Raw genomic sequence first — 16,349 nt, forward strand, 5'->3', positions numbered from 1 at the left:
CCGCTGCAACGTCATCTACGCCATGCTCCGCGACGGCACCTACTACCAGCCACCGACAACCGCCCCTACCCCCGAGCCGACCGCTCTCGCGGCTTGACTCGAAACATAGGGACACCCCCCACCCGGTCCTCGCGGAGTCGTCAGCGCATCAGGCGCGCAGCTCGCCTCCCATGGCCGTAGCCACAGCATCGATCGCCTGCTGGCGCAGCTGAGCGATCTGCTTCGTGTTCAGCGTGGACTCCAGCGGACGCAGACGCACCGCGAACGCCAGCGACTTCTTCCCCTCGGCGACCTGGTCTCCGCGGTACTCATCGAACAGCCGCACGGACTCCGCGGCATCGCCGAGGCCCACCAGCATGGCGGCGCGGACCGCGGATGCCGGCACGTTCTGGTCCACGACGAACGCGAAGTCCTCCTTCGCGATCGGCAGCGTGGACACCGGCACCGCATCCACAACCGAGGGGGCCGATTCGATCAGCGCATCCAGGTCGATCTCGAACGCCGACGCCCCCGCCGGCAGCTTGAACGCCTTGATGACGCTCGGGTGCAGCTCACCGGCGTGGCCGAGCAGGTCGCCCTCTGCGGTGCGGATCTCGGCGGTGCGGCCCGGGTGGAACGGGGCGATCTCGCCCTGGACCACCTCGACCTGTGCACCGGCGGCGTCCGCGGCGCGCTTCACCGCACTGATCGCATCCGCCCAGTCCCAGGAGCGGGCCTTCCCCGCCACGCCCTCCGGCGCCACAGCACCGGCGAGGACACCGGCAAGGCGGCGTGTCTGCGGCGCAAGGGCAGCATCGATCGCTGCCAGTTCAGCATCCGTCGGCCGCGTCTCGGCCGACGGAACCGGCACCTGACCGGAGCCGCGGAAGAACACGGTGCCCGCTTCTGTGAGCGCGACCGCGTCCTCACCGCGCGCGATGTTCAGCTGCGCCGCGGGCAGCAGGGTCGCGAGGATGCTGGAGCGCATCAGCGGCTGATCGTCCTGCAGCGGGTTGAGAAGGCGCACCGTTGAGCGGCGCTCATCATCAGCGGGCACCTGGAGGTCATCCAGCACCTGCTCACTCGTGAACGGCACTGTCAGCACCTCGGTGAGGCCCGACTCCGCGAGCGCCGTGAGGACGGCGCGGCGTCCGCGCTGCAGGCGGGTGAGGCCTCGGCCACCGGGAGCCTTCGGCAGCACCGACGGGATCTGGTCGTAGCCGACGAGGCGGGCGATCTCCTCCACGAGCGCTTCGCGGATCGTGAGGTCGGGTCGCCAGCTGGGCGGCTGCACCGTCAGCACCTCCTCACCGCCCTCGGCTGGGGTGGAGGAGGTGACCACTGTGCAGCCGATCTGCTCCAGGCGGCCCACAACATCCTCACGGGAGTACTGGACGCCCACGAGCCGCTCGGCGAACCCGAGCGGAAGCTCGATCGGGGCGAGGGCGGGCTGCTCCTCGGTGCGGGCATGGGTGCGCTGGGGTTCGATGGTGCCGCCGCCGAACTCCACGAGCATCTCGGCGGCCTTCTGCACCGCGATCTGCGGCAGCGCCGGGTCCACGCCGCGCTCGAACCGCTTGGACGCCTCGGAGGGCAGGCGGTGGCGGCGGGCCGTGCGGGCCACGCTGATCGGAGAGAACGACGCGCCCTCCAGCAGCACGCTGGTCGTGGACTCCCCCGCCTCGGTGGAGGCGCCGCCCATGACGCCGGCGAGTGCGATCACGCCGGAGTCATCGGCGATGACAAGGTCCTCCTCGAACAGGGTGCGCTCCTGGTCATCGAGGGTGGTGAGCGTTTCGCCCGTGCGGGCGCGGCGCACCGTGATCCCACCGGTGAGCTTGTCCGCATCGAAGGTGTGCAGCGGCTGGCCGAGGTCCAACATCACGTAGTTCGCGACGTCGACGCTCAGCGAGATGGGGCGCATGCCGGCGAGGATGAGCCGCTGCTGCAACCAGCGCGGGCTCGGGGCCGACGGGTCGATCCCCGTCACCTTCTGCGCCACGTAGGCGGTGCAGCCGATCTGGCCGCGGATCGGGGAGTCGTCCTTCAGCTGAACGGGCACCGGCTCGCCGTCAGGGCCGCTGGTGGCGGCGGCATCCGTCGGCCGGGAGTCCTTCCCTGCGGCGCCGCTGAGCGCCGGGTCGGTGAACGCACCGCCGGTGGCGTGGCCGTATTCGCGGGCGACACCGCGCATGGAGAAGCAGTAGCCGCGGTCGGGCGTGACGTTGATGTCCACGACCTCTTCGCCGAGGCCGAAGAGGGCGATCGCGTCATCGCCGGGCTTCGCGTCGATGCCTTCGGCGGAGCCCTTGCCGAGCACGATGATGCCTTTGGTCTCGTCGCCGATGCCGTCGCCGAGGCCGAGCTCCGCGGTGGAGCAGATCATGCCGTCGGACATGTGGCCGTAGGTCTTGCGGGCCGCGATCGGGAACGGTCCGGGCAGCACCGTGCCCGGCAGGGAGACCACAACGAGGTCCCCGGGCACGAAGTTGTGCGCCCCGCAGATGATGCCGCGGCTGGGCACTTCCTCGCCGGGCTGCGGGTCCTTCGGGTTGTCCTTCTCCTCGTTGTGCTCATCGCCCACGTCCACACGGACCCAGTTGATGGTCTTGCCGTTCTTCTGCTCCTCCTTCACGAGGTCGAGAACGCGGCCCACCACGAGGGGGCCGGTGACCTGCGCGGGGATGATCTCCTCTTCTTCGAGGCCGACGGAGACCAGGCGTGCAGCGACGCTCTCCGCCGTGGCACCGGGCTCCAGCTCCACATGGTCGGCGAGCCAGGTCAGGGGGATGCGGGGCATTCTCAGATCTCCGTTCCGAAGTGCTGGGAGAAGCGGATATCGCCCTCCACGATGTCGTGCATGTCGGGCACTGCGCTGCGCAGCATGAGGATGCGTTCGATGCCGAGACCGAACGCGAAGCCCTGGTACTCCTCCGGGTCCACCCCGCAGGCGCGCAGCACGGCCGGGTTGACCATGCCGCAGCCGCCCATCTCGATCCAGCCGGTGCCGCCGCACACCCGGCAGGCCGGGTCGGCGTCATGGTCGATGCCGGCGCGGGCGTCGCAGGAGAAGCAGCGGAAGTCGATCTCCGCGCTCGGCTCCGTGAACGGGAAGTAGGAGGGGCGCAGGCGTGTGATCGGCTCCCCCCCGAACACGGCGCGGGAGAACTCGTTCAGGGTCCCCTCCAGGTGAGCCATGGTCAGGCCCTTGTCGATCGCCAGCCCCTCCACCTGGGTGAACACGGGCGCGTGGGTGGCGTCCAGCTCGTCGGTGCGGAACACGCGGCCCGGGCACGCGATGTACAGCGGCACGCCGCGCTCCAGCAGGGTGCGGGCCTGCACCGGGGAGGTGTGGGTGCGCAGCACCTGACCGGACCCCTCGGGCGCCACGTAGAACGTGTCCTGCATCTGGCGCGCCGGGTGGTCCTCATCGAAGTTCAGGGCATCGAAGTTGAACCATTCCGCTTCGAGCTCGGGGCCCTCCGCGATCTCCCAGCCCATCCCGACGAAGAAATCGCTGATGCGGTCCCCCAGGGTGGACAGCGGGTGGCGGGCACCGCGCGGCAGGCGGTCCTGCCAGGTGGTGACGTCCACCGTTTCGCTGCGCAGAGCCTGCTCGAGCTCTTCCGCGGCGATCTGCTGCTGGCGCTCAGCGAGGGCCTTCTGCACCTGGCCCTTCGACCCGCCGATCAGTTTGCCGGCGGCGGCCTTCTGCTCCTTCGGCAGGTCGCGGATGCCGCGGTTGGCGATCGACAGCGGCGCATTGTCGCCGACATGGTCGATGCGCACCTGCTTCAGCTCCGCACTGCTGCTCGCCTGCCCGATCGCGGCGAGGGCGGCGTCCACAGCCGCTCGGATCTCCTGCTCGGAGGGGAACTCCTGGGTGGGGCTCACGGAATCACACGCTTTCTCCATCGTGGGAAGTGACTGCACTTATCCTACGGGCCGGATAGGGTCAGGACCGAGCCATGCACACCGTGAGAACAGGAGAATCACCATGAGCTGGAATGTGACCGGTGTTGTCGCCCGAGCTGCGAAGGAGCCCACCGAACTGACCACCATCGTGGTGCCGGACCCCGGCCCGAACGATGTCATCGTGGATGTGCAGGCCTGCGGGGTCTGTCACACCGACTTCGCCTACCGTCAGGGCGACATCCACGACGGGTTCCCCTTCCTCCTCGGCCATGAGGCCGCGGGCGTGGTCGCCGAGATCGGTGAGGACGTCACCCATGTGGAGAAGGGCGACTTCGTGGTGCTGAACTGGCGCGCCGTCTGCGGCCAGTGCCGCGCCTGCCGCAAGGGCGAGCCGAAGTACTGCTTCGACACCCACAACGCCTCAAAGCAGATGGAGCTGGAGGACGGCACGAAGCTGGAGGCCGCGCTCGGCATCGGCGCATTCCAGGAGAAGACCATCGTGCATGAGAAGCAGTGCACGAAGGTGAACCCCGATGCCGCCCCGGAAGCCGTCGGCCTGCTGGGCTGCGGTGTGATGGCCGGCATCGGCGCGTCCATCAACACCGGCGAGGTGAAGCGCGGCGAGACCGTTGCCGTGATCGGCCTCGGCGGGGTGGGCTGCGCTGCCGTGGCGGGCGCGAAGCTCGCCGGCGCCACCACCATCATCGCGCTCGACATCGATGAGCGGAAGTTCGACTGGGCGAAGACCTTCGGCGCCACCCACACCGTCAACACCAAGGGTCTCGAGCCGCAGGAGGTGGCTGAGAAGATCCGCGAGCTCACCGGCGGCTTCGGCGCCGACGTGGTGGTGGACGCCGTGGCCCGCCCGGAGACCCTGGAGTCGGCGTTCTTCGGCCGCGACCTCGCCGGCCGCGTGGTCCTGGTGGGCGTGCCGAACCCGACGGACACCTTCGAAGTGCCCATGATCGAGATCTTCGGCCGCGGCGGCGCCACGAAGTCCTCCTGGTACGGCGACTGCCTGCCGGAGCGGGACTTCCCGTACCTGACGGACCTGTTCCTGCAGGGGCGTCTGCCGCTGGATGAGTTCGTGACCGAGACGATCGCCGGTGATGCGATCGAAGCGGCGTTCGAGAAGATGGGCCGCGGCGAAGTGCTGCGCTCTGTTGCCCTGTACGGAGATGGGGCCTGAGGCCCGGACTGAGGAGGAGACACGCCATGACCCTGCGCATCGACCATTCCACTGCCGCCGGCACGTTCTCGCTGGACGGCGAGACCCATGAGGTGGAGAACAACATCTGGGTGATCGGCACCGACGATCAGTGCGTGGTGATCGACGCCCCGCACGACATCGACGCCGTGAAGAAGGTCGTGGACGGCCGCGAGGTGCTCGCGCTGCTGCTCACCCACGCCCACGATGACCATGTCCGCTTCGCGCCTGAGCTCGCCCAGGAGCTGGAGGCGGCGATGCTGCTGCACCCGGACGACGAAGAGGTCTGGAAGCTCACCCACGGCGACCTCGAATGGGATGAGGATCTGCAGGAGGGCTCCACGTTCACCCTGGACGACACGGAGATCTTCACCCTCCACACCCCGGGCCACTCCCCCGGTTCCGTGTGCTTCTACATTCCGTCGCAGAACGTGCTGTTCTCCGGCGACACCCTGTTCGAGGGCGGTCCCGGGGCGACCGGCCGGTCGTTCTCGTCCCGGGAGCAGATCGAGGAGACGATCCAGCGCCGCCTGTTCACGCTGCCGCGCGAGACGACGGTGAACACGGGCCACGGCCCGTCCACCACGATCGGTGCCGAGGTCGACGCTGCGAGGAAGGACGGCTGGCTGAAGGACGACTGAGGCGCGGGGCCCCTTGGCCCCGCGGTGATGCTCTGCCTGCTGGAAGAGATGAGGGCCCGCGCTGCTGATGCAGTGCGGGCCCTCTTCGTCAGGCGGCGCGGCGATAAGCTGGCCTGCTTCGGCGAGCTCCAGTTCGTTCTCGAGGTCCAGTGCCCGTATCACAAGGGTCCGGCCGCCGGCAGCGACATGGGCAGTGCGGGGAATTCGGCCCCTTTCGCCCGATCTGTCCCGTAGATACTGTGACGGCATGAACACAGCCACCAGTTCCAGTTCGGTTGACGCCTTCCCGCTGATCGCGTGCATCTTCGGCGTAGCCGTGGGTCTCTTCCTGGTCATTGCGCCGCGCACGGCGCTCTACTACCAAGAGGCGTGGCACTTCGCCGAGGGCAGGAAGATGAAGCTGAACCCCGCCGCTGTGGAGCTCTATCGCATGACCGGCGTGGTCATCCTGCTCGCCAGCATTGCCGGCGGGGTATGGTCGGTCGAACACATGCAGAAGGAGCAGGCCCGGGAGGCGGAGAAGGCGGCACACGATCGCCAGGTACAGGAGGAGCTCGCCGACCTGGAAGAGAGGAAACGCACGCGGGCACAGGGCGCCCCGAAAGTGGGGACGATCGAGAACGACCTCCAGCTGGACGCGGATGAGGCGCAGATCGCTGATCCGTCGCTCATCATCCCGGTGGACGAAGTCCCGGCTGAGTCATCCCGGACCTACCCCTGGGTGAGGGTGGACCCGGACGCCCAGCACCCCGCCTACCTGTGGGACCTTCCGGTGACCACGTTTCGGTTCCCGCGGACGGCCATCACCGAGGGGCCGCCGGCCTCGACTGATCTCGCGGTGGCGGCCCCCGCCATCCCGTACACGGTTAAGAGCGCCTGTGTCGGGGTGCCGGTGCACGTGTCGGAGAGCGCCGACGAGGTCGTGGTGACCATCGGCGAGCCGCAGGCCGAATCCGGGGACCCGTGCCCTTCCTCCGAGGTCAGAACCGGGGTGGTCCCGATCGATCTGAAGGACCCCATCGGGAACCGGGACGTCAGGGTCCGCTGACCCTCAGGGTGCTGCCGCGGCTGTCAGACTGCGCGGTCGTCAGGCTGCGCGGCTGTCCCCCGCCGGGCCGTCCAGGCGCTCCGGCACAGGTCCCTGGAAAATGTATTCGCTGCCGATGCGCCGGTAGCCGAGCTGCTCGTTGATGTGGATCATCGAGTCGTTGATGTGGGAATTCCACGTGATGATGCGCGTCAGGTGCGGAGCGATCCTGGCGAGCTCACGATGCAGGGCGAGCTTCACCGCGCGAGCAAGCCCCCGCCGGCGATGCTCCGGCATCACCAGGGTGTTCTCCTGCCACGCCAGCGTGGTCTCCGGGTGGTCGGAGAACTCGATATAGGTGTGGGCGACGGCGCGGCCCGTCTCGATGTGCCGTGCGATCGCGGTGACCCGACGGACGCCGCCATCGGCGCGGCGCTTCTCCGCCGCCCGGATCCGCTCCGGCGTGTAGGTCGGCACCTCAGCTTCGTAGTCCTCATCCGGGTCGTCGATGTCGAGCTGGGCGAGCATCGCGCCCCAGTCCTCCAGCAGGTCCTCGGGGATGGGGTCCTGCACGATCTCGATCGAGTACCCGTCGGCCTGCTCCCCGATCGCGTCCTGCATGCGGGCGAGGGCGTCCTCACTGATGGGGAGGTCGCAGACGCGCACTCCGGCGGTGGAGACGTGCTTGAGGCCGGCTCGGCGCGCGAGGATCACACCCGCTTCCGAGTCCATGTCCTCGCCTTCGCGAACGGTGGCGAACACGGATGTCTTCGTGCGGCCGGTGGCGTGGGCGATGTCCAGCGCGTACTGGGCGAGGGCGCGGCCGATTCCTTGGCGGCGCATCGCGGGGTGCACGACCTGGTGGCTGAAGATCGTGTCGGTGTTGTCCAGGCGCGGCGCGAACACGGTATCGAAGCCCACGATCTGTGTGCCGCCCTCGAGCATCTCCATTTCGGCGACCACCGGCAGCATGTGCGCCATCGGGCTGGACTGGAGCAGGGCGCGCCGCTGCGCAATGGTGTGCTTCTCGGCGGCGCCGGTGAAGGCGAGGGAGTCGGCGATCTCGATGTCGAGGATCTGCTCCACGTCGGCATCGCTCTTCAGATCTGCGGGGCGCAGGGTGATGACGGGTCCCTCGGGGCACAGCGGGAAGGTGACGGCGGCGGCTGCGGCGAAGGCGTCGGCTGTGCGGTCGGAGTTCATGGGGTTCAGTGTCGCACTGGGCCGACGGGCGCCGCAATCGAAATAGCCCGCCCCTCCCTCTTCTTTCCATACTTCAGCAGAATGCCGCACGTATGGAGCGCCGTTCAGGTGCGGGATGCTGCTGAAGTCTGGGAGGGGCGGGCGAGGATGACGGCGGTGAGGTCGTCACAGCGGCCGTCGCGGTCGATGATGCGCGGGGCGAGCTCGCGCAGCGCCGCCGCGATCGAGACCAGGCCGGAGCGGGGCCCGAGGCCGGAGTCGGACGCGGGGTCGGAATCGGGCGTGGGGTCGGGGTCAGACGAGGAGTCGGGGCCGAGCAGCGCCCAGGCGTCAGCGGCGGTGGGGATGAGGCGGCCGATCTCGTCAGCGACTCCATCGGTCATCAGCATCACCCGGTCCACCCCGGGCAGGTGCCGGGTGACGGCGCGGTGCGCGGCCGATGGCTCCCCGCCGGCGACCCAGAACCCGCCGTCGGCGTTGCGCGCAGCGTCGATCGTGGCGAAGCCGCCGAGGTCGCGGCGGAGGTTCGCGAGGCGGTCATCGCGCAGCAGCTCCTCCCCCACGAGCACGCCCGAGTCGCACAGCACGAGGACGTCCGCGCCCGTATCGGTGAGCCGGGCGAGGGCGGCGGTGCCCGACGGGTGCGGGGCGTCGGGCGGGCCGGGTCGATCCGCGGAGGCGATGGCGCGTTCGAGGACGGTGGTGAGCGGGGCGAAGGGCGCCGCCTCGAGCTCGTCGCGGATGCGGGTGCTGAGGTCGGCGACCCATGCGGCGACGGCGTTGTTGTCGGAGTCGGTGCGCCGGGTGGCGCCGTCGATCACCCAGGCGCAGCCGCCGGTGCTGCCCCACGTGTCCTGGAGGATGTGGTCGGTGCCGGGGATGCTGGCACCATGAGCAGTGACAGGTGGCAACGGGCGTCCGCTGGGCGAGATGTGAGTCATCTGCGTCACTCCTGAAATGAACGTTATATGAAGCCTGGTCAACGCCCGAAACAACCCCCGCGCAGACCTGAGCCGATAGCGTTATATATGATGCCAGTCACCGCGAACCGGTGAATCCCATGCGACCGTGACCGCCCTACCCGGGCGGCGCGGAAGCCCCTCCTCTTCGTCCCCGAGGTTCTCGACCATGTCTGTCTCCGATCAGGCCGCCCCGGCTTCGACGCCCGCCGCGCGCGGGGCCGCTGAGGGCGCCCCTGCCCGCCGCCGGCGCTTCTCCGCCCGGTCCCGCCGCGACTTCTGGGTGTTCCTCGCATTCGCTGCGCCGAACCTCATCCTCATCGCACTGTTCACGTACCGGCCGCTGCTGACGAACCTGAACTATTCGCTGCTGGACTGGACGCTCGGCTCCACCACCGCGGAGTTCATCGGGCTCGGCAACTACGTGGAGTTCTTCACCAGTGAGGGCGGGCGCCGCACCATGCTCATCACTCTGATCTTCACCGTTGCCACGGTGGGCGGGTCGATGGTGCTGGGTCTGCTGTTCGCCGTGGCGATGAACCGGAGGCTGCCGGGACGCACCGTGGCGCGCACGGCGATCTTCGCCCCATACGTGCTGTCCGGCGTGGGTGTGGGCCTGGTGTGGCTGTTCATCTTCGACCCGAACTTCGGTGCCCTGGCCTGGGTTCTGCGCCAGGTGGCGCTGACGAGTCCGCAGTGGGTGAACGACCCGAACTGGGCGCTCGTGATGGTGATCATCGTGTACGTGTGGAAGAACCTCGGCTACTGCGCGATCGTGTACCTGGGCGGCCTGCAGTCCCTGCCCACGGAGGTGCTTCAGGCGGCGGAGCTGGACGGTGCGGGCCCGGTGCGGCGCTTCTGGTCGGTCGCGCTTCCGCTGCTGTCCCCCACCACGTTCTTCCTGCTGATCACCACGATCCTGAACTCGCTGCAGGCGTTCGACATCATCCGCATCATGACCCCGGCGGGCCGCGGCACGAACGTGATGATCTTCGAGGTGTACCTGCAGGCGTTCGGCGGCTACTCCCGCGCCGGCTACTCCGCCGCTATCGCCGTGATCCTGTTCGTGTTCCTGCTGCTGATCACCGTGATCCAGATCCGCTACGTGGAGAAGAAGGTGCACTACGCATGAGCACAGCCACCGCATCCCACTCCCCCAGCAGCGCCACGGGGAACCGTGCCTCGCAGGGCCCCGTCGGCGGGCGCTCCCCGCAGCGCTACCGGCACCGCAACACCGGACCGTTCTCGAAGCAGAACCTCGTGGGCACCCTGGTGGGCGGGTACCTCCCTCTGGTGATGGCGACCCTGGTGGTGGCGCTGCCGCTGCTGTGGATGGTCATCTCCTCGTTCAAGTCGCCGCATGAGCTGGTCACGCAGGACCTGGTGGTGTGGCCGGAGGATCCGTCGCTGGCGAACTACCGGACGGCGATGAACACGGTGCCGATCCCGCGGTTCTTCCTGAACTCCGTGATCGTGACGGTGATCGGGTCCGTCATCAAGATCGTGCTGGCGATCTTCACGGCGTACGCCCTGGTGTTCGTGCGCTTCCCGTTCAAGCGGGTGATCTTCGTGCTGATCCTGGTGGCGCTGATGGTGCCGCCGCAGGTGGCGATCCTGCCGAACTATGTGCTGATCGCGCAGCTGGGCGGGGTGAACACCTACTGGGGGATCATCGTGCCAGGCCTGGGCACGGCGTTCGGAACGTTCTTGCTGCGCCAGCAGTTCCTGTCGATCCCGCCGTCGATCCTGGAGGCCGCGACCCTGGACGGCGCAGGCCACTGGAAGTCCCTGTGGCGGGTGGTGGTGCCGATCTCGGTGCCCTCGATCGCGACGGTGGCGCTGGTGACGATCGTGACCGAATGGAACGACTACATCTGGCCGCTGATCATCGTCACGGATTCGCACATGATGACCCTGCCCGTCGGCCTGACTGCGCTGGCCAACTCCGAGGGCAACACCGGGTCCGGCTGGGGCATCCTCATGGCCGGCGCGGTGCTGATCATCATTCCGATCCTGGTGGTTTTCGCGATGCTGCAGCGCTACATCGTCTCCGGCCTCACCCAGGGCAGTGTCACCGGCTGACCTTCACTCTTCCTTCCATCCATCACTCACCCATCACCCTGAAACGAAAGAGATTGACGATGACCTCACCTCTGCGCACGGGCCTGTCCCGCCGCACCCTGCTGTCCCTGTCCGGCCTCGGCGCCGGCGCGTTCGCCCTGGCTGCCTGCGGCGGCCCCACCGTGGGCGGCGACTCCTCCAACGACAAGGCGAAGGAGGTGGACTTCGAGGGCGTGAAGCCGGCGAAGAAGATCGACTTCTGGTCCACCCACCCGGGCGGTGCGAAGGAGATCGAGACGAAGCTGATCAAGGACTTCACGGACAAGACCGGCATCGAGGTCAACCTGGTGACCGGCGGCCAGAACTATGAGGAGATCGCGCAGCGCTTCCAGACGGCGCAGGCGGCGAACTCGGGTCTGCCCGCCGTGGTGGTGCTCTCCGACGTGTGGTGGTTCCGCTACTTCATGAACGGCAACATCATCCCGCTGGACAACCTGCTCAAGCAGCTGGACTTCCAGCTGGATGACTACCGCGAGACCCTCGTGGAGGACTACCAGTACGACGGCAAGCAGTGGGCGATGCCGTACGGCCGCTCCACCCCGCTGTTCTACTACAACCGTGACCACTTCAAGGCCGCCGGCCTGGAGGACCGCGCCCCGAAGACGTGGGACGAGTTCGCTGAATGGTCGAAGAAGCTCACTGAGGCGGATACGGCGTTCATGTACCCGGACCTGGCGGGCTACGCCGGCTGGACCCTGCAGAACGTGCTGTGGGGCCGCGGCGCGGAGTACTCCCACGAGTGGGATCTGAAGCTGACCGAGGAGAAGTCGGTGGAGGCGTTCCAGTGGGTGCAGGATTCGGTGCACAAGGAGAAGTGGGCGCAGGTGGCGTCCTCGGATTCGGCGGATTCGTTCGCCGGTGGGGTGTGTTCGGCGACGATCGCCTCCACCGGGTCCCTGGTGGGCATCCTGGAGGCCGCGAAGTTCGATGTGGGCGTGGGCTTCCTGCCCGCGGGCCCGGTTGATGGCCCGGTGTGCCCGACGGGCGGCGCCGGCCTGGGCATTCCTGCGGCGATCAAGCCGGAGGAGCAGCTCGCTGCGGCGGAGTTCATCAAGTTCATGGGTGAGCCGGAGAACACGGCGCAGTTCTCGGCGGCGACCGGGTACATGCCGAACCGGAAGAGCTCGGACATGTCCGCGATCATCAAGGAGACCCCGCAGATCGAGACGGCGATCAAGCAGCTGGAGCACACCCGCAAGCAGGACTATGCGCGCGTGTACCTGCCCGGTGCGGATCAGGAGATCGCGAAGGCTGTGGCGTCGATCCTGAACGACAAGGCGGATGTGAAGCAGTCGCTGGAGGGCCTGCAGAAGAACCTGCAGGGCATCTACGACAAGGATGTGAAGCCGAAGATCGAGAAGAAGTGATGTTCCGGCTCTGACGGCTGTTTGGGCGCCCGGTTCCTCCCGCACGGTGGGGCCGGGCGCTCTACTGTGTGCGGGCGGGGGTTGTGTCCGCGGGTGGGCGGCCGACGGGTGCTACGGAGCGTCGGTTCACACTCGTCCCGACAAGTCGGATAACGAGTTAGTCGGGGCTGCTGCGTCATAAAGCCCATACTCGCAGGCTCGCCGAGAGAAAAGAGCCATATCGCTGCGCTGGCTATTGGCCCGGCACCACAATCAGAACAAGTTGGCGCCGGGGACCGGGCAGGACAGGGCTTGCCTGAACCTATACTTCAAGAGCCGCCGCGCGTTCACGCGGCAGCTGCAGCAGTTCAATCAGGGGACAAGGATGACCAGCGAGAAGACACCGACGACCGATGAGTTCCGTCCCGATGTTCTTCGAGTGCTCGCGGATGGACAAGTTCGCCCTTTCCGCGACGTGCACCGCCTGGTCGCCGACCTCCGAGGGCTAGACGCCGAGACGCGGGCCGAAACGATCGCATCGGGACAGCCCCGGTACGTCAACCGCATCGGCTGGGCATGCTCGGGTCTCCGATACGCCGGTCTGCTCGAACGCCCACAGCGGGGCTACTACCGCATCACCGAAGACGGACAGTCCGTCAACCGCCGGAACCTCTCCATCTACAGCGAAGAGGACATGCTCGAATGGCCGAAGTGGGCGAACTACCAGGCGGAGATCGCGGAACGACGTCAAACGACTTCTCCTGAGCCCTCTGGCATGCACTCCGCTGCTGTTCCCTCGTCCGAGACCACCACGGAGGCCAGTATCGAGGAACACATGGCGGCCTCACAGCGGTCGTACAACGCACAGACCGAAACCATCCTGCGCCAACGCCTGCAGGAGTCATCGCCGGAGTTCTTCGAAAAAGCCGTCATCGAACTGCTCTGGGCCATGGGTTACGGCGGTGCCCACGGGGAGAAACAGCACATGGGTCAGTCTGGTGACGGCGGGATCGACGGCATCATCCGCCAGGACGCCCTCGGCCTGTCATCGATCTACATCCAAGCGAAGCGCTACGCCGACACCAACCGGGTCGGCGACGTCGAAATGCGCAACTTCATCGGATCGCTCATGGCACAAGGCGCTAACCAAGGTGTGTTCATCACCACCTCCACGTTCCTCCCCAAGGCGGTGAAAACCGCCGAGCAGGCCCGCCACAGCACCATCATCCTGATCGACGGGCTCAAGCTCACCCGCCTCATGCTGGACTACGAGGTCGCCGTCCAGAAAGCGCACGAATACACCCTGTTCAGGATCGACGAAGACTTCTTCGACTCCGAAGCAGTATGAGCTCAGGGCGCACCCCATGTCGCACCCCCCGAAGAATCTGAGGGAGCTCGTCACCGGACTGCAGTGGACCGAATTCGATACGAGCATCCCCTTCTCGTTGGCATCGCGCTGGCCCGCTGACCTGCCGACCTGCGGCATCTACGTGCTCACCTTCACCAACGGAGACATGTACGTAGGGCAGTCGTTCAATGCCGCCACCCGATACACCCACCATGCACGGCGATGGCCTCAGCAGATCCAATCGATCCGTTTCACTCCGATTGACCGAGCCCACCTCGACGAGGTGGAACGGCTGCTCATCTCCCACTACGAAGCCTCCGGGAATACTCTGCGCAACGTTGCGCTGATGTCCATGCCCTCCATCATCGAATCGATCGGAGAAGACACGCTCTCCATCCCCCTGCCCGGATGGATCAAAGGCACCTACTCCACCTGGGCACCAGACGCACCACTCGGCCCAGGAGCAGCACTTCGCACGGATGCTCTGCTCGCCCGCAACCAGAAGAAGCTCGCTGCACTGGAACGAACGGAATTCGCTGAAACTGTCATCAAGTTGCTCAGCATCTATCTCCGAAACGTTGTCCCCGAGCCTCGCCTGCTCGAAGCGGACCGGTGGCTGATGACCTGCATGGCATGGTCTCGACCCGACTATCGCCGAATCGCGACCATCACAACCGGAAAAGTGGAGGGAATCTTCATCACCGAGTGGCGGAGCTCCCCCGGGCGGCTGGAAACAACACTCAACATCGCCGCCACCGGCGGTGAGCTGCCCCGTCGGCTGCGCCGGGCGCGCACAGCAGAATATGCGTCCTACTCAGCGATCCCGATCACCGTGAACTCAGCGCACCACCTCGAGCGACTGCTGAAGGATCAGAAGATCCTCTCCGCTGCTCGCCGCTTCGCTCTCGGCACCATGGCGCACCAGCGGGCCATGCAGCGAACCGCCCACAATTTTCTTCTCGCCGACAAGGTGTATGACAGAGCATCATCGAACCCGTCGTCACCCCCGCGCCGCCCTTGGCGCCGAACGCCGTAGCGACAGCAGCCCGCCCACGGCGAAGGTGACGAGCACGCCCAGCAGCGGGTACCACTGCCACGCTACCCACACGTCGCCCACAACGTACTTCTCCATCACGAAGAAGAACGCGTTCACTGCGACCGCGACGGCGAACGCGATGTTCGCGTCGGCCGCGCGGGCACGCTTGTTCACGATCCCGAAGATGAACGCGCCCAGCAGGCCTCCGTACGTAATCCCTGCGATGCCGAGCGCGAGGATCACGATGCTGCCCTCGTCCGAGGTGAACACCGTGGCCGGGAGGATGAACGCGACACCCCACGCGATCGTGGCCCACCGGCCCACACGCAGGCCCTGCTCCTCCGTCAGCGGATCCCGCCGGAACCGGGCCACCACATCCGTCACCGTCGAGGACGACAGCGCCGACAGGGACGACGACAGAGTCGACATCGCCGCCGCCAGGATTCCTGCCAGCAGCAGACCCGACAGCCCCGCCGGCAGTCCCTCGATGATGAAGTGCGGGAAGATCTCGTCATCCCGGGTCAGCCCCAGCTCGGCCGGCGACTTCTGCTGGTAGTAGCCCCACAGGGCGAGGCCCACGGCGAGGAACACCGCGAACTGCACCACCACGACCACGCCCGATGCGATCAGCGCCTTCTGTGCCTCCGCCTTCGTCCGGCACGCCAGCAGCCGCTGCACCACCAGCTGGTCCGAGCCGTGGGACGCCATCGCGAACACGGTGCCGCCGATCAGCGACGGGATCAGCGAATCCGCACCGGAGATCGGGCTCCCCTCCAGCACCAGCAGCTGGGTCTTGCCCTCGGCGATCGCGTCCGTCAGCCACGAGCCGCCGATCGCCGACGTCACCACCACCAGTGCGATGATGCCGCCCACCACGTACAGCAGCATCTGCGCCACATCCACCCAGACCACGGCCCGGATGCCGCCGATGAACGTGTACAGGATCGTGACCAGAGCCAGCACCACGATGATCACGAAATAGCTGGCGTGCACTCCCAGCCCGTCGAGGATCACCTTCAGCGGGATCGCCGCGGCGAGGACGCGGACCCCGTCGGCCAGCAGACGGGTCACCATGAACGTGATCCCCGCGGTGGCCTGCGTGGACTCACCGAACCGTTTGCCGAGGTAGGCGTAGGCGGTGACCATCTCACCGTCGTAGTAGCGCGGCAGCAGCAGGAACGCCACAATGACGCGCCCGAGGATGTAGCCGAGCCCCAGCTGCAGGTAGGAGATGTTCCCGAGGTAGCTCATCACCGGGATGCCGATGACCGTCAGGGCGCTCGTCTCCGTCGCCACCACAGACAGGCACACAGCCCACCACGGCAGGTCACGGCTGCCGAGGAAGTAGTCGCGCACACCCGTCTGCTTGCCGGACAGCTTCAGGCCGAGCCAGGCGGTGGCAAGGAGGTACAGAACGATGACGGCGATGTCGAGCAGCTGCACGGCGGGATCCTCACGGAGACGACACGGGATCCTCCATTGAGACACAGGTCACCCGCGCGGGGCAACCGCGAGCGCGGCCGCCGCCCGCTGAACACCCCGCCGTAGAGTTGTGGGGCCCGGCACC

Annotated in this window: 13 protein-coding genes; 8 read left to right on the plus strand and 5 right to left on the minus strand. The window is 67.3% G+C overall.

Annotated elements, in window-relative coordinates; translation table 11 throughout:
* Window positions 1–148 precede the first annotated feature (148 nt).
* Window positions 149–2,779, minus strand: coding sequence for a phenylalanine--tRNA ligase subunit beta (gene pheT, locus MHY20_RS05490; protein WP_239375491.1), 2,631 nt, complete (start codon window positions 2,777–2,779; stop codon window positions 149–151).
* Window positions 2,780–2,781: 2 nt separating this feature from the next.
* Window positions 2,782–3,873, minus strand: coding sequence for a phenylalanine--tRNA ligase subunit alpha (gene pheS / locus MHY20_RS05495; protein ID WP_239375492.1), 1,092 nt, complete (start codon window positions 3,871–3,873; stop codon window positions 2,782–2,784).
* Window positions 3,874–3,976: 103 nt separating this feature from the next.
* On the opposite strand from pheS, the gene MHY20_RS05500 reads away from it, so the two are divergent.
* The 3 genes from MHY20_RS05500 to MHY20_RS05510 all read left to right on the plus strand — a co-directional run bounded on the left by MHY20_RS05500 (window position 3,977) and on the right by MHY20_RS05510 (window position 6,790).
* A complete protein-coding gene (locus tag MHY20_RS05500; RefSeq protein WP_183373567.1) occupies window positions 3,977–5,083 on the plus strand; it encodes an S-(hydroxymethyl)mycothiol dehydrogenase in 1,107 nt (368 codons plus the stop codon).
* Window positions 5,084–5,109: 26 nt separating this feature from the next.
* The gene (locus tag MHY20_RS05505; protein ID WP_239375493.1) at window positions 5,110–5,742 is read left to right on the plus strand and encodes an MBL fold metallo-hydrolase; all 633 of its coding nucleotides are present in this window, start codon (window positions 5,110–5,112) and stop codon (window positions 5,740–5,742) included.
* Between the two features lie 247 nt (window positions 5,743–5,989).
* Window positions 5,990–6,790, plus strand: coding sequence for a hypothetical protein (locus MHY20_RS05510; protein ID WP_239375494.1), 801 nt, complete (start codon window positions 5,990–5,992; stop codon window positions 6,788–6,790).
* A 39-nt stretch (window positions 6,791–6,829) separates the two neighbouring features.
* On the opposite strand, the gene MHY20_RS05515 is transcribed toward MHY20_RS05510, so the two are convergent.
* Entirely contained in the window at window positions 6,830–7,972 is a 1,143-nt protein-coding gene (locus MHY20_RS05515; RefSeq protein ID WP_239375495.1) for a GNAT family N-acetyltransferase, read from the minus strand.
* A gap of 104 nt (window positions 7,973–8,076) precedes the next feature.
* Window positions 8,077–8,913: a protein phosphatase 2C domain-containing protein gene (locus tag MHY20_RS05520; protein ID WP_239375496.1), complete on the minus strand. Its 837-nt coding sequence runs from the start codon at window positions 8,911–8,913 to the stop codon at window positions 8,077–8,079.
* 187 nt (window positions 8,914–9,100) lie between these two features.
* Between MHY20_RS05520 and MHY20_RS05525 the strand changes: the two genes are divergently transcribed.
* The 5 genes from MHY20_RS05525 (at window position 9,101) to MHY20_RS05545 (ending at window position 14,782) form a co-directional block, all read left to right on the plus strand.
* The gene (locus tag MHY20_RS05525; protein ID WP_239375497.1) at window positions 9,101–10,063 is read left to right on the plus strand and encodes a sugar ABC transporter permease; all 963 of its coding nucleotides are present in this window, start codon (window positions 9,101–9,103) and stop codon (window positions 10,061–10,063) included.
* Window positions 10,060–11,013 (plus strand): carbohydrate ABC transporter permease, encoded by a 954-nt coding sequence (locus MHY20_RS05530; protein WP_239375498.1) that lies wholly within the window; start codon window positions 10,060–10,062, stop codon window positions 11,011–11,013. The genes MHY20_RS05525 and MHY20_RS05530 overlap by 4 nt, the downstream gene beginning before the upstream one ends.
* A gap of 71 nt (window positions 11,014–11,084) precedes the next feature.
* Window positions 11,085–12,419 carry an ABC transporter substrate-binding protein gene (locus MHY20_RS05535; protein WP_239375578.1) on the plus strand — a complete coding sequence of 445 codons (1,335 nt, stop codon included), beginning with the start codon at window positions 11,085–11,087 and terminating at the stop codon, window positions 12,417–12,419.
* 364 nt (window positions 12,420–12,783) lie between these two features.
* Complete coding sequence (locus tag MHY20_RS05540; protein ID WP_239375500.1) at window positions 12,784–13,746, plus strand: restriction endonuclease; 963 nt, start codon at window positions 12,784–12,786, stop codon at window positions 13,744–13,746.
* 142 nt (window positions 13,747–13,888) lie between these two features.
* Window positions 13,889–14,782 (plus strand): hypothetical protein, encoded by an 894-nt coding sequence (locus MHY20_RS05545; protein WP_239375502.1) that lies wholly within the window; start codon window positions 13,889–13,891, stop codon window positions 14,780–14,782.
* On the opposite strand, the gene MHY20_RS05550 is transcribed toward MHY20_RS05545, so the two are convergent.
* A complete protein-coding gene (locus MHY20_RS05550; RefSeq protein WP_239375503.1) occupies window positions 14,747–16,225 on the minus strand; it encodes a sodium:solute symporter in 1,479 nt (492 codons plus the stop codon). The genes MHY20_RS05545 and MHY20_RS05550 overlap by 36 nt on opposite strands.
* Window positions 16,226–16,349 lie beyond the last annotated feature (124 nt).

The sequence above is a fragment of the Helcobacillus sp. ACRRO genome (assembly GCF_022347125.1).
GTDB lineage: Bacteria > Actinomycetota > Actinomycetes > Actinomycetales > Dermabacteraceae > Helcobacillus > Helcobacillus massiliensis.